The 13,411-nt window shown below is 63.2% G+C and carries 10 protein-coding genes; 4 read left to right on the plus strand and 6 right to left on the minus strand.

Features of this window, described 5'->3' with window-relative positions; genetic code table 11:
• Positions 1–148: 148 nt before the first annotated feature.
• The 3 genes from rnd to JQK88_RS34760 form a co-directional block, all read right to left on the minus strand.
• Complete coding sequence (gene rnd / locus JQK88_RS34750) at positions 149–1,300, minus strand: ribonuclease D (RefSeq protein WP_203281072.1); 1,152 nt, start codon at positions 1,298–1,300, stop codon at positions 149–151.
• Positions 1,301–1,375: 75 nt separating this feature from the next.
• Positions 1,376–2,620 (minus strand): MFS transporter, encoded by a 1,245-nt coding sequence (locus JQK88_RS34755; protein ID WP_112563520.1) that lies wholly within the window; start codon positions 2,618–2,620, stop codon positions 1,376–1,378.
• A gap of 146 nt (positions 2,621–2,766) precedes the next feature.
• Positions 2,767–3,972 carry an MFS transporter gene (locus tag JQK88_RS34760; RefSeq protein WP_192253137.1) on the minus strand — a complete coding sequence of 402 codons (1,206 nt, stop codon included), beginning with the start codon at positions 3,970–3,972 and terminating at the stop codon, positions 2,767–2,769.
• A gap of 112 nt (positions 3,973–4,084) precedes the next feature.
• Here JQK88_RS34760 and JQK88_RS34765 point away from each other — a divergent pair, with 112 nt between their 5' ends.
• Positions 4,085–4,843, plus strand: coding sequence for a DeoR/GlpR family DNA-binding transcription regulator (locus tag JQK88_RS34765; protein WP_192253140.1), 759 nt, complete (start codon positions 4,085–4,087; stop codon positions 4,841–4,843).
• A gap of 43 nt (positions 4,844–4,886) precedes the next feature.
• Here JQK88_RS34765 and JQK88_RS34770 read toward each other — a convergent pair whose 3' ends face one another.
• Positions 4,887–5,768, minus strand: coding sequence for a DMT family transporter (locus JQK88_RS34770; protein WP_203281073.1), 882 nt, complete (start codon positions 5,766–5,768; stop codon positions 4,887–4,889).
• Positions 5,769–5,861: 93 nt separating this feature from the next.
• Between JQK88_RS34770 and JQK88_RS34775 the strand changes: the two genes are divergently transcribed.
• Complete coding sequence (locus JQK88_RS34775) at positions 5,862–6,728, plus strand: LysR family transcriptional regulator (protein ID WP_192253146.1); 867 nt, start codon at positions 5,862–5,864, stop codon at positions 6,726–6,728.
• Between the two features lie 27 nt (positions 6,729–6,755).
• Here the strand turns inward: JQK88_RS34775 and JQK88_RS34780 are convergent, their stop codons facing one another.
• Complete coding sequence (locus JQK88_RS34780; RefSeq protein ID WP_192253149.1) at positions 6,756–7,175, minus strand: hemin receptor; 420 nt, start codon at positions 7,173–7,175, stop codon at positions 6,756–6,758.
• Between the two features lie 224 nt (positions 7,176–7,399).
• On the opposite strand from JQK88_RS34780, the gene aspS reads away from it, so the two are divergent.
• On the plus strand, positions 7,400–9,187 hold the full coding sequence (gene aspS, locus JQK88_RS34785; protein ID WP_203281075.1) for an aspartate--tRNA ligase: 1,788 nt from the start codon (positions 7,400–7,402) through the stop codon (positions 9,185–9,187).
• A 230-nt stretch (positions 9,188–9,417) separates the two neighbouring features.
• Here aspS and JQK88_RS34790 read toward each other — a convergent pair whose 3' ends face one another.
• On the minus strand, positions 9,418–10,608 hold the full coding sequence (locus tag JQK88_RS34790) for an aq_1923 C-terminal domain (protein WP_192253152.1): 1,191 nt from the start codon (positions 10,606–10,608) through the stop codon (positions 9,418–9,420).
• Positions 10,609–11,013: 405 nt separating this feature from the next.
• Between JQK88_RS34790 and parC the strand changes: the two genes are divergently transcribed.
• Positions 11,014–13,266, plus strand: coding sequence for a DNA topoisomerase IV subunit A (gene parC, locus JQK88_RS34795; RefSeq protein WP_203281074.1), 2,253 nt, complete (start codon positions 11,014–11,016; stop codon positions 13,264–13,266).
• Positions 13,267–13,411 lie beyond the last annotated feature (145 nt).

Below are 13,411 nucleotides of genomic sequence, written 5' to 3' on the forward strand. Positions count from 1 at the left end.
TGCGCCCTGCGTCGGCCTGAGGGCCTCACCGCCACCATCAAACTCCACCCCAAAAGGCAAAGCCGAGCGAGACATCACGGTCAAACCGCTCCGCACGCCTTTCTCCCGTAACTGTGCAACAGGCCCACAAGGGGAGAAGGAAGAGGCGCTATAAATCGAACACCGCGATCTTGCGCTTGTCGAACTTGATGCCGATTTCGCCGCGCACCAGCTTCAGTGCAGCCTCGCCGAACACGGCGCGCCGCCATCCCTGCAGCGCCGGCACGTCGGCGGCTTCGCCTTCGGCAGCGATGCGGTCGATGTCGTCGCTGGACGCCAGCACTTTCGAGGCGACGCCTTCCTTCTCGGCTACGATTCGCAACAGCACTTTCAGCAGTTCTGCAGCCGCGCTCGAACCCTCGGGAGGCTGAAAGCTCTTGGGCAGCTTCGGCATCTCTTCCCGGGGCAGAGCGAGCGCCGTGTTGACCGCGCCGAGCAATGCGGTTGCCGTCGATGACCGTTCCCAGCCTTTCGGCGTGGTGCGCAGCTTGCTCAACGCGGTCGCATCGCGCGGCGCCTGCTGGGCGACCTCGTATATGGCGTCATCCTTGAGCACCCTGCCGCGCGGCACGTCCCGCTCGCGCGCCTCGCGCTCGCGCCATGCCGCCACCGTCTGCACGATCGCCAGCTCCTGCGGCTTGCGCAGCCGCATCTTCAACCGCTTCCAGGCATCCTCGGGGTGCGGATCGTAGGTCTCGCGCGAGGTCAGCACCTCCATTTCCTCGTTCAGCCAATGGGCGCGGTTTTCTCGCTCCAGTTCGGCGCTGAGATGCTTGTAGACATCGATCAGATGAGTAACGTCGGCCAGCGCATAGTCGAGCTGCTTGTCGGAAAGCGGCCGGTGGCGCCAGTCGGTGAAACGCGATGATTTGTCGAGCCGGGCGCCGGTGATGCGCTGCACCAGCTGGTCGTAGGAGACGCTGTCGCCGAAGCCGCAGACCATGGCCGCGACCTGGGTGTCGAACACCGGATGCGGCACCAGATCGCCGAGATGGACGATGATTTCGATGTCCTGGCGCGCGGCGTGGAACACCTTGACCACCGCCTCGTTGGCCATCAGCCGGAAGAACGGGGCGAGGTTGATGTCGGGCGATAGCGGGTCGATCAGGGCGGTGACGCCGGGCGCCGCCATCTGGATCAGGCACAGAATCGGCCAGAATGTCGTTTCGCGGATGAATTCGGTGTCGACGGTGACGAAATCCGACTTTTCAAAAGCGGCGAGAACGGACTCGAGCTCATTTTGGGTGGTGATGACGTGCATCAAATCGCTTTTTAGTAACGGGTAAGGTTCTCTTTCAATTTCAGCCGTGGGCGCTTTCGTCAAGCCGCCCTTCGGTCAAGTATCCGTCGATCCGTCGGAATCGCCATTCCTGCGCGCCAGCCGCGCGAAGACAGTCGATGTGCGCAGCAGCGCCGTGAAGCGGCTGCGCTTGCCCGCCGGCACGCTGCCACGCACCTGCATGCGGTAGAGGATGACGGCGATGAGGGTGGCATAGACCGCAGCACTGAATACAAACAGGGCGCCCGGTCCGAAATACTGCATCACCGTCGACGCCGCGAAGGGGCCGCCAATGGCGCCGAACGAATAGAACAGCATCAAAGCGGCGTTGATCAGCACGAACTCGCCCTTGTCGGCGCGGTCGTTGGAATGCGCCGCCGACAACGAATAGAGCGGCATGGCAAAGCTGCCGAAGATGAAGACGATGATCAGGTTGAGGGTCGGATTGGCGCCGGCGACGAAGGCCAGCGCCAGCGCCGCCAGCAGGGCGCCGCATGTCGTGGCCAGCAGCACCGCGCGCCGGTCCCAGCGGTCGGAGAGATAGCCCAGCGGATACTGGATAAGGGCGCCGCCAAAGATGCCGACGCTGACGAAGGTGACGACATCGGCCACCGACATGCCGATCTGCTCGGCATAGACCGGCGACAGCGTGCGGAAGGCGCTGTTGGTGACGCCGACGCAGATGCAGCCGAAGCAGCCGAGCGGCGAGATCCGCCAGACGCGGGCGAGGTCGAGCTTGACGTCTTCCGGCGGCGTCGGGTTGGAACGGTCGCCAAGCGAAACCGGCACCAGCGACAGCGTGATCATCATCGACATGATGGCGAAGATCGCAAAGCCGCCGGGGCCGAAGATCGGGATCAGGAACTGCGCGCCGGTCACCGAGCCGATATCGACCATGCGGTAGATGGCGAGCACCCGCGCGCGGTCCTTGTTTTCGACGCCGGAATTCAGCCAGGCTTCCATGACGGTGAACAGGCCGGCAAAGCAGAAGCCGCCGGCAAAGCGGATGGCACACCACATCACCGGATCGATGACCAGCACCAGAAGCAGCGTGCCGGCCGAAGCTGTGGCGGCGAGCGCCGAAAAGGTCCTGACATGGCCAACCGCCTTGAGGATACGGGTGACGGCGAGGCAGCCGAGCAGAAAACCGGCGAAATAGAACGTGCCCATCAGGCCGATGTCGGAGGCGGAAAACCCTTCCTGTGCGCCACGCAGCGCGATCAGCGTGCCCTGCAGCCCGTTGCCGCCAAGCAGGATGCCGGCGGCGATGAGGAGAGGGATCAGCGGGCGGATGGAAGACATGCGAAACCGATGCTTAGGTGGCTCCGCAGTTCTGAACCATTGGTGCGGCCATTGCCAGCTTCATATCCCGCCGCCAACAAGTGTGTGGCGTTCAGGTCGCTCCTGTCAGTCCGGCGACCCGCTTCAGCAAGTTGATCGACGGCCGTTCAAGCTTCGTGAGCCCTCGCCAGCGCTTCGCCCGCCGCCGGCGCGACAGGGCTGGCCGCCCTTCGGCCAAGCGAGCCGGCGGTCAGCAGGCTGAGGATGATAAACGGGATGCCGATGCCGAAGGCCGAACGGATGCCCCAATGGTCGGAGACGAAGCCGAGCAGCGGCGGCCCGAGCAGGAAGGCGACGAAGGAGATCTGCGACAGCGCCGCGACATTGATTGCCGCGGAGCGGTCCGTTCGCTGGGCGGCCGCCGAGATCGCCAGCGGAAAGATCGCACTGCTGCCGATGCCCAGCAGTGCAAAGCCCAGCATCGACACGAGCGGAGCGGGCGAGAAGAAGACCAACAGCACACCTGCCGCCATCGTTGCCAGCAGCACTCGCGCCACGCCGCTTGGCGAGTGGCGGTCGACAAAGCTGTCGGCGAAGAAGCGCGTGCTTGCTTGCGAGAATGCAAACAGCGCCACCGTGAAGCCGGCGACGAACGGGCCTGCATCGAAGACTGTGCGCATGTAGATCGCCGACCAGTCGATGCTGGCGCCTTCCATCAGCATCGCCGACAGCGTCACCGCGACGAGGACGAGGATCGGCAGCGTCGGCCGCGCCAACCTTGGCGCCGTCTCGTCATTGCCGGCGAAGCGGCTCGGCGCCGGTTCGTAACCGCCGAGAAACAGCGCTATTCCTATCGTCACCATCGGTACGACGATCGCCAGGTGCAGTTGCGGCGATATACCGAGATGGGCAAGTGCTGCGCCGAACAGGCCGGCGCCGAAAAAGCCTATGCTCCAGAACGAATGCGCGCGGTTCATGATCCGGCGCTTGAGCAGGAATTCGGTCCTGTCGGCTTCGACGTTGAGGATGATCTCGACGCTGCCGATCATCAGGCCTACCGGAATCAGCATCAGGAACAGCGCAAGCGGCCCAGGCGCGTGCACGGCAATGGCATAGGCAACCGACAAAAGCGGAACCAGCCCGAGCAAGGCGCGGCGGAAGCCGACTCGCTCCAGGATCGGCGCCGCCAGCGTCAGCGCGGTCAAGGTGCCGATCGGCGTCCCGATCAGGCTGAGCCCGAGCGTGCCGTCCTCGATGCCCATGGCATGCTTGATGTCGGGCAGCCGCGGAAAGATGTTGCCCATGCCGAACGAGTAGATCGCAAAACCGGCATAGACCCGGTGTTGCGGAGCGAGGAGGAGGCCAAAGGTCATGACGATGCTTTCAAGGGAGAGAGCCGGCGGTTGTCGCCGCCTAGTATGCCTTATATCTTGCACAAACATGCAAATCGTGCAAGAACGTGCATAAAGAAAACAGGATCATGCAATGCTGACCGATGAGCGGCATCAAATCATCCGCGATCGTCTTGCAGCCGAGGGAAGGGTGCTGGCCGGCGAACTGGCGAGCCGCTTCGGCGTTTCGGAAGACACGGTTCGCCGCGATCTCAGGGAGCTCGCCAAGGCTGGGCAATGCCGTCGCGTCTATGGCGGCGCGGTCGCGCCCGCACCTTTCGCGTCCGCGCCGGTCGGCCTGCGCGCCGGCCATGCGGTCGAAGAGAAGACGCGGCTGGCCCGCGCGACCGTGGCATTGCTGTCGCGCGGACAGACCCTGTTCATCGACAGCGGTTCGACCAATGCCGCGATCGCCCGGGCCATCCCGCGCCACCTCGACCTGACTGTCGCCACCAATTCGCTCGAAATTGCCACGGCGCTCTCGGACCACGCCTTGATCGAGCTGATTGTGCTGGGGGGGCGGTTCGACCGCCACCTCGGCGCCTGCGTCGGCGCCGACACGCTTGCCGCCGTCGCGCAGCTTGGCGCGGACCTGTTTGTTCTCGGCTCCTGCGGTCTCGACGCCTCGCGCGGCGTGACGGCCTTCGATTCGGCGGAGGCCGAGGTGAAGCGGGCCATGGCCAAGAACAGCACAGGCATCGTCATCGCTGTCACCAATGACAAGCTGGCCACCGCCGCACCCTTCAGGGTCGCCAGGCCCGACGCGATCCGCCACCTTGTGGTCGAAAAGACCGCGCCGTCCGTGATCCTCGCCGACTTCGAGCGTCAGGGCGCTGAGATCCACTTTGCTTAAAGGAAGCGCGGCGCGCTGGCTGTTCACGCGAGCGGCTTGACCGTCAGAGGCGGAACCTTCTGGTGGCTCCCGAAGCGATCGCTATTCCGGCCAGCACCGCCACGAGCCCGACGAGCAGGTTGGCGCTGACCTGTTCGCCCAGAAAGACGACGCCGAAGATCGACGCCGTCACCGGATTAACCGCAACGGAGACGGCAACCAGTGTCGGCGTCGCGCGTCCGAGCGCGAATGCCCAGAGGAAGAAAATGAAGGCGCCGCAGACGATGGCCAGGTAGCCGCTCGCGATCCACTGCGGTGCATTCAGCGCAGCAAGTCGGGTGAGGCCACCGTTTGAAGCCGCAAGGGCCGACAGGCAGACCGCACCGACGCCCATGCCAAACGCCACGAACGGGATCGGCGCGGTGCGCGACAGGAATGGTCGGGACCACACGCTGTAGAGCGCCATGCAGAACGCCGCCGCGACCATGATGAGGTCGCCGCGCCACGCACCTGCGGGAGCCGTCGCCAGGCTCGTGCCGAGTGCTGCGGCCACCCCCGCCATGGCGATCAGGACGCCGGCGATCTTGCGCATCGTCGGCGGCTCTATCCGCAGCACCGCTCCGGCAAGCATGGTTAGCAGCGGCAGGGTCGAAAGCGCCAGCGCACCACGCGCCGCCGTCGTGTAGACAAGGGCTCCATTGAAGAGCACCGGAAACAGACCGAAGAACAGCAGGCCCAAGGCGCCGGCGCCGAGCCAGTCGATCTTCGGTGGCCATGTGTCCCGCCGCCAGAGCGCCACTGCGACCAAGACCAGAAAGCCACCACTGAACCGCACCGCGCCGATGGTGAGCGGATCAAGCGTGCCGGCGAGATATCGTGTTGCGCCGACGGCAGTGCCGCCGAGAGCGCTGGACAGGATCGCCGCGAGCACGCCCAGAATTTCCATTGTTTCCCGACCTTGCCAGTTCAGCGCCAGCGATATCGGGCGGGTTGGTCGAAAGGAATCGAATAAGCGCAATGAGTTTGATAATGCTTGGCTATGAATACTCCAAGCCTCGACCCCGAACTGCTGCGCGCCTTCGTCGTCGTTGCCGACCGGCTGTCGTTTACGCGCGCCGCCGAGCAGCTCAATCGAACCCAGGCCGCCGTCAGCTTGCAGGTGAAGCGTCTCGAGGAGCGCCTCGACACCGCGCTGTTTCGCCGCTCGACCGCTCGCGTCGAACTGACGGCCGCCGGGGAGGGCTTTCTGACCGATGCGCGCCGCATCCTCGCCCTCAACGAGCAGGCAATTGCGCGTGTTTCCAACCAGCGCGTGGCCGGGCACGTTCGCATAGGGGTGATGGAAGACTATGGCACCAGGATCCTGCCAAGCCTGCTTGCCGACATTGCCGAGCGATTTCCGCTCGTGCAGGTCGACATGGAGATCGGTCTCACCGCCTTGCTGCTCAAACGCCTCGGCTCATCCTTTGACGCGGTCATCGCCATGCATCCAGAGGGCACGACCGAGGGTGACCTGATATGCCGCGAAAGAGCGATCTGGGCGGCAGCGTCCACCCGTGCCGTCGAGGAGCTCGATCCGCTGCCCGTCGCGCTGTCCTATCCCGATTGCCTGTTTCGCGCCTGGGCCATCGAGGCGCTCGACAAAGCAGGCCGGCCATGGCGACTGGCCTATGTCAGCCCGAGCCTCGCCGCCACGGAGGCAATCGTCGAGCAGGGCCTGGCGATCACCGTGGTCAAAGGCAGCATGCTGGCGCCTGGCCTGCGCGGTATCAATCCCGGCCGTTATGTGCCGCCATTGCCCGGGGCGGAGATACGCCTTCATCGCGCCGCAACGTCTTCCGCCAGCGCGGCATTGGTCGTCGATCATCTTGCACACCGCCTCAGGCAATCGGCCCTGGGCTCCTAGCTGGGGAGCCAGCTTAAAAGCAATCGTTCAAACCGTGCTGGAATTCGGCGCTTTCATCGACGCAGCGTGTACGATGAACGCTTCAATATCTTCCTTCGAGTAGCCAAGAAGAGTGCCTTCAAGCCTCGCCAGATCATTCGATGTGAAGATGTCAAAGGCCTCTCCGCTGCGGCACATTCTGGAGATCAACGAGCTCAGTTTGCAGCGCCATTCTTCGGTCGGCAGGCAGTAGCGGCGCTCCTCCACTGAGGTTTTAGGATCAATCTGGGTGAACTTCAGGATACGGCCTTCTTCAACAAACGGTTTGAATCCCGCGTCGCCAACATCTTCGGCGTCCATACCCGGTTCGGCCCCGAATAGGGCCATTGGTTTGTCGCCTTGAAGCATCAGTTCCAACTCGCGGCCATAATGTGGCCCGACACCGGGCGGGACTGTGCGTTTTGACATGAAGCATCTCCAGATTGCTCAAGGACTGCACTGTCGCGAGAAACACTTCTGACGGCAATGCGCCAAGCCTGGCAAAGACTTCGACGCTGACGATCGGTTAGAGAGACGACCCAAACCCGGCTTGCCTTGACAAATCCGGCCTCCCATGCGCTTTTCGCGCAAATTTTGGACCGGGCTTTGATGCTTCGGCCGCAACTAGAACACCCCGGAATTTTGACATGACAATGCATCGTTACCGCAGCCACACCTGTGCCCAGTTGAGAAAGAGCGACGTCGGCTCTTCGGTTCGCCTGTCGGGCTGGGTGCATCGCGTGCGCGACCATGGCGGCCTGCTGTTCATCGACCTGCGCGACCACTACGGCCTGACCCAGATCGTCGCCGATCCCGATTCGCCGGCCTTCAAGATCGCCGAAACCGTGCGCGGCGAATGGGTGATCCGTGTCGATGGCGAGGTCAAGGCACGCTTGCCGGACACCACAAATGCCAACCTGCCGACCGGCGAGATCGAGATCTTTGCCCGCGAGATCGAGGTGCTGTCTGCGGCCAAGGAATTGCCGCTGCCGGTGTTCGGCGAGCCGGACTATCCCGAGGATATCCGCCTGAAATACCGCTTTCTCGACCTGCGCCGCGAGACGCTGCACAGGAACATCGTGGCGCGCACCAAGATCATTGCCGAGATGCGCAAGCGCATGACCGATGTCGGCTTCACCGAATTCTCGACGCCGATCCTGACGGCCTCGTCGCCGGAAGGCGCGCGCGACTTCCTGGTGCCGTCGCGCATCCATCCCGGCACCTTCTACGCGCTGCCGCAAGCGCCGCAGCAGTACAAGCAGCTGATCATGGTCTCCGGCTTCGACCGCTATTTCCAGATCGCGCCCTGCTTCCGCGACGAGGATCCGCGCGCCGACCGGCTACCCGGCGAATTCTACCAGCTCGACCTCGAAATGAGCTTCGTCGAGCAGGACGACGTGCTGTCGACCATGGAACCGGTAATGCGGGGCGTCTTCGAGACCTTCGCCAACGGCAAGCCGGTGACGCAGAAATTCCAGCGCATTCCCTATGAGGTCGCGATGCGCAAATACGGATCCGACAAGCCGGACCTGCGCAACCCGATCGAGATGCAGGCCGTCTCCGATCATTTCCGCGACTCTGGCTTCAAGGTTTTCGCCAACATCCTGGCCAACGATCCAAAGGCCGAAGTGTGGGGCATTCCGGCAAAGACCGGCGGCAGCCGCGCCTTTTGCGACCGCATGAACTCCTGGGCGCAAGGTGAGGGCCAGCCGGGGCTGGGTTACATCTTCTGGCGCAAGGAAGGCGACAAGCTTGAAGGCGCCGGTCCACTGGCCAAGAACATTGGTGAGGAGCGCACCGAGGCGATCCGTCAGCAGCTTGGCCTTGCCGATGGCGACGCCGCCTTCTTCGTCGCCGGCGATCCGAAGAAGTTCGTTACCTTCGCGGGTGCCGCGCGCACGCGCGCCGGCGAGGAGCTGAACCTCGTCGACCGCGAGCGCTTCGAACTCTGCTGGATCGTCGACTTCCCGTTCTTCGAATGGAACGAGGAGGAGAAGAAGATCGATTTCGCCCACAACCCGTTCTCGATGCCGCAGGGCGGTATCGAGGCGCTGGGTGGCGACGACCTGCTCGGCATCAAGGCCTTCCAGTACGACATGGTCTGCAACGGTTTTGAGATCGCCTCGGGCGGTATCCGCAACCATCTGCCCGAAACCATGGTCAAGGCGTTCGAGACGGTCGGGCTGGATCGCGCCACGGTCGAGGAGCGCTTCGGCGGCCTCTATCGCGCCTTCCAGTATGGCGCCCCGCCGCATGGCGGCATGGCGGCCGGCGTCGACCGTGTCGTCATGCTTCTGGTCGGCGCCAAGAACCTGCGCGAGATCACCATGTTCCCGATGAACCAGCAGGCCTACGACCTGTTGATGAACGCACCTTCGGAAGCCAGTCCCCAGCAACTGCGCGAGCTCTCTCTGCGCGTCGCGGCGGTGAAGAAGGACTGACGGCAGCGTTGCAACTGCCCTTTCTCCCCGTCTCTATACGGGGAGAAATGTCCGGCAGGACAATGAGGGGCGGCGCTGATTCAGGCGATTGGCGAACGGCCTTAGCAGTTGGCGCCTTCTGACAATCGGTTCAGCATCGAACTACAATGTGCAGGCGTTGGCGCCGCCCCTCATCCGCCTGCCGGCACCTTCTCCCCGTATAGTGACGGGGAGAAGGGAGCTAACTTCGATCAGTCTTCGTTGGCCGTCACATGGACGCCGAGCGTCTTCGGCAGGTCGAGCGGGTTGGACATCGCACCCGCCATGATCAGCGCGAACGGCACCGCTGCCGGCGGCTCGGCCGAAATCTCCAGGCTCTTCGGGTCGTCGAGGTATTTGCTCACAGCGGCCGTCACTTCGGCGGTCAATTCGGGATTGTTGAGCTGTGCCATGCCGAACGGCACGATCGCCTTGGCCTGGTTGGCGATGTCCTTGCCCGACATGCCCTGCTGCTTGCCGACATACTCAAGCACCTTGCCGGTCAGCGAATCGTCGTCGAAGCGGACCGAGGCGCCGTTGAAGGAAAGCTGCTGCAACAGGCCGAGCAACGCCATGCCTTGCGCCGAGTTGTCGGCCCCTTCGGGCTGCGCCGCCATCTTCTTCTGCATCTCCTGCATCGACTTGACGAAGTCGACCGTGTAGCCGCCGAGGCCGAAGGTCATGCCGAGCGTGCCGGCATTCTCGACCGAGATGTCGTATTTCGACAGGTCCATCTTGCCGTCGCTCGGCTGCCAGGTGCCGCCGATTTCGATGTTGCCCGATATGTTCTGGTAGCCCAAGGCGTTGATTGCTTCCTTGGACTTTGCATCGTCAACCAGGGTCAGGTCGGCGTTGAACTTTTCCGTGGTTGCGGAAAATTCCATCGCCTTGCCGTCGGCCGGGGGCGTGATCTGGACAGCAACGCCATCCACCGAGAAGGCGGTCTTGTCGGCAACCTTGACCGTCAGGTTTTCGAGTTCGGCCGACTTGTAGATCATCATCGAGCCGAGCGGGCCCGTAGCGCCCTCGGCCGGGATGTTCGCGTCATGAATGACGAAGGGGGTGAGGTTGAGCGTGACGCCGTCCTTGCTGTGCTTGAACGCGGACGTCGAGATGGTCGCGATATCGAATCCGCCATTGGCCTCGGTCACGCCTTCAAGCTTGACGTCGCCGATCGGCAGCGCTTCCTTTTCGGCCGCCGGTTTGACCGACACGCCCTGCAGCACCATGCTGGAATTGTCGCCGGTAACCCCGGTCCAGGTGATATCGACGCCCTGGACGGCAAGTGCGGCCTTCAACCGGTCGGCAACCGCCGCGTCCTGCGCAAAGGCGGCATTGAGCGGCAGAGTCAGCAAGAAGGTCGAAAAAGCGAGTTTCTTGAGTGTCGAGCGTTGGATTGTCATCGCGGGTTCCCTGAGAGAGTCCTGAAAAGTGTTTTCTTGAGTTCTGCGCCATCAACCATTCCGTGACGAACTGGACGGGAAAAAGGCGCTTTCCCGCAGATTTGTCGAAAATCACGGCGAAAGGCAAACCGGAGCGGGAGCCTTCGCTCGATGCGGTGAATATGTCATGAAGGTCGGGCTCCCCTGAATACCGTCTCCTGCCTTAGAGAGGGCGTGTAACAGATTGATGTTGGTTGGCAACAGCACTGCTACCGGTGCTGTTGCACAGGGACGGCAAGCTGGAACATGAAGTCCGTCACATCCGTCGTCGGATACTGAGCCGCCTTTCACAGCCCGGAGGCCGCAAATTGCGGATTTCCGCAGCTCCGCCTTGCCGCGAATCATCCGCTCGGCTAGTCCACCCGCATGGGAAAAAGGCTTTTGCCGCCTGAAGATGGCGGCGGTGACCATATCGAACCGGTCGATCTGAAGAAGGCGCTGGAAGAGCGTTATCTCGCCTATGCGCTGTCGACCATCATGCATCGGGCGCTGCCGGATGTGCGCGACGGGCTGAAGCCCGTGCATCGCCGCATCATGCACGCCATGCGGCTGCTCAGGCTCAACCCCGACCAGGGCTTTGCCAAATGCGCCCGCATCGTCGGCGAGGTGATGGGCAAGTTCCACCCGCATGGCGACCAGTCGATCTACGACGCGCTGGTGCGCCTGGCGCAGGACTTTTCCATGCGCTATCCGCTGGTCGACGGGCAGGGCAATTTCGGCAATATCGACGGCGATAACGCCGCCGCCATGCGCTACACCGAAGCGCGCATGACCGACGTGGCGACGGAACTGCTTTCCGGCATCACCGAGGACGCGGTCGACTATCGGCCGACCTACAATGAGGAGGACGAGGAGCCCGTCGTGCTGCCCGGCGCCTTCCCGAACCTGCTCGCCAATGGCTCGTCCGGCATTGCGGTCGGCATGGCCACCTCGATCCCGCCGCACAATGCCGCCGAGCTTTGCGATGCGGCCCTGCACCTGATCGAGGACCCGAGCGCGCCGGTGGCGAAGGTGATGGACTTCGTCCAGGGTCCGGATTTCCCGACCGGAGGCATCATCGTCGACAGCCGCGCCTCGATCCTCGAAGCCTACGAGACGGGCCGCGGCGGTTTCCGCGTCCGGGCCAAATGGGGCCAGGAAGACCAGGGCAGGGGCACCTGGAGCATCGTCGTCACCGAAATCCCCTATGGCGTGCAGAAGGCGCGGTTGATCGAGAAGATCGCAGAGCTTCTGATCGCGCGCAAATTGCCGTTGCTCGAAGATATCAGGGACGAAAGCGCCGAGGACATCCGCGTCGTGCTGGTGCCGAAGAGCCGTTCGGTCGATCCCGGCATCCTGATGGAATCACTGTTCAAACTGACCGAGCTCGAAAGCCGGTTCCCGCTCAACATGAACGTGCTGTCGCGCGGCAAGGTGCCCAACGTGCTGTCGCTGAAAGGCGTGCTGCAGGAGTGGCTGGAGCACCGGCGCGATGTGCTGATCCGCCGCTCGAAGCATCGGCTGGGCGAGATCGAAAGGCGCCTCGAGATCCTCGCCGGCTACCTGATCGCCTACCTCAACATCGACGAGGTGATCAAGATCATCCGCGAGGAGGACGAGCCCAAGCAGGTGATGATGGCCCGCTGGTCGCTCACCGACACCCAGGCCGAAGCCATCCTCAACATGCGGCTGCGCGCTCTGCGCAAGCTGGAAGAGTTCGAGATCCGCAAGGAGTTCGACGGCCTCACCACCGAGAAGAAGCAGATCGAGGCGCTGCTGGCGTCGAATGCCAAGCAATGGTCGACGATCAAGTGGGAAGTCGCCAGTATCCGCGACAAGTTCGGCCCCGAGACCGAACTCGGCAAGCGCCGCACCCAGTTCGCCGACGCGCCGGAACACGATTTGACTGACATTGCCCATGCCATGATCGAGCGCGAGCCGGTCACCGTGGTGGTCTCGGAAAAGGGCTGGCTGCGGGCCATGAAAGGCCATCTGGCCGACCATTCGACCTTGACCTTCAAGGAGGGCGACAGCCTCAAGCTCGCCTTCCATGCCCAGACCACCGACAAGATCCTGGTCTTCACCACCGGCGGCAAATTCTATACGATCGGCGCCGACCGGCTGCCGGGCGGCCGCGGTCATGGCGAACCGATCCGCATCATCGTCGACATGGACAACGACCAGGACATCGTCACCGCCTTCGTCCACGACCCCAAGCGCAAGCTGCTGCTCGTCTCCTATGATGCCAACGGCTTCATCGTGCCGGAGGAAGAGGTCGTCGCCAACACCCGCAAGGGCAAGCAGGTGATGAACGTCAAAGCGCCCGACGAGGCCAAGGCCTGCGTGCCGGTTTCGGGCGATCACCTCGCCATCGTCGGCGAGAACCGCAAGATGCTGGTCTTCGCGCTGTCCGAAATCCCCGAAATGGGCCGCGGCAAGGGCGTTCGCCTGCAGAAATACAAGGATGGCGGCCTGCTCGACCTCAAACCCTTCACGCTGGCGAGCGGCTTGTCATGGCAGGATTCGGCCGACCGTACGTTTACCCGGTCGCGCGAGGAGTTGGCGGAGTGGATCGGCGCCAGGGCATCGGCCGGACGGATGGTGCCGAAGGGATTCCCGCGGACGGGGAAATTTGGGTAGCTAATCTCCCCCCCTTGAGGCAGGGGAATCGCAGATAAGTTGATTGGCTCTTGCCAAGTAGGAAAAGAGGGATTCTTGAGAGGCTTTCTCGCTACAGAGGAGGCCGCGGTGCCGTTGATTATGTCTATCCTGCGAGAGGTTCGAG

The organism is Mesorhizobium caraganae (genome assembly GCF_016836705.1).
Classification (GTDB): Bacteria; Pseudomonadota; Alphaproteobacteria; order Rhizobiales; family Rhizobiaceae; genus Mesorhizobium; species Mesorhizobium caraganae.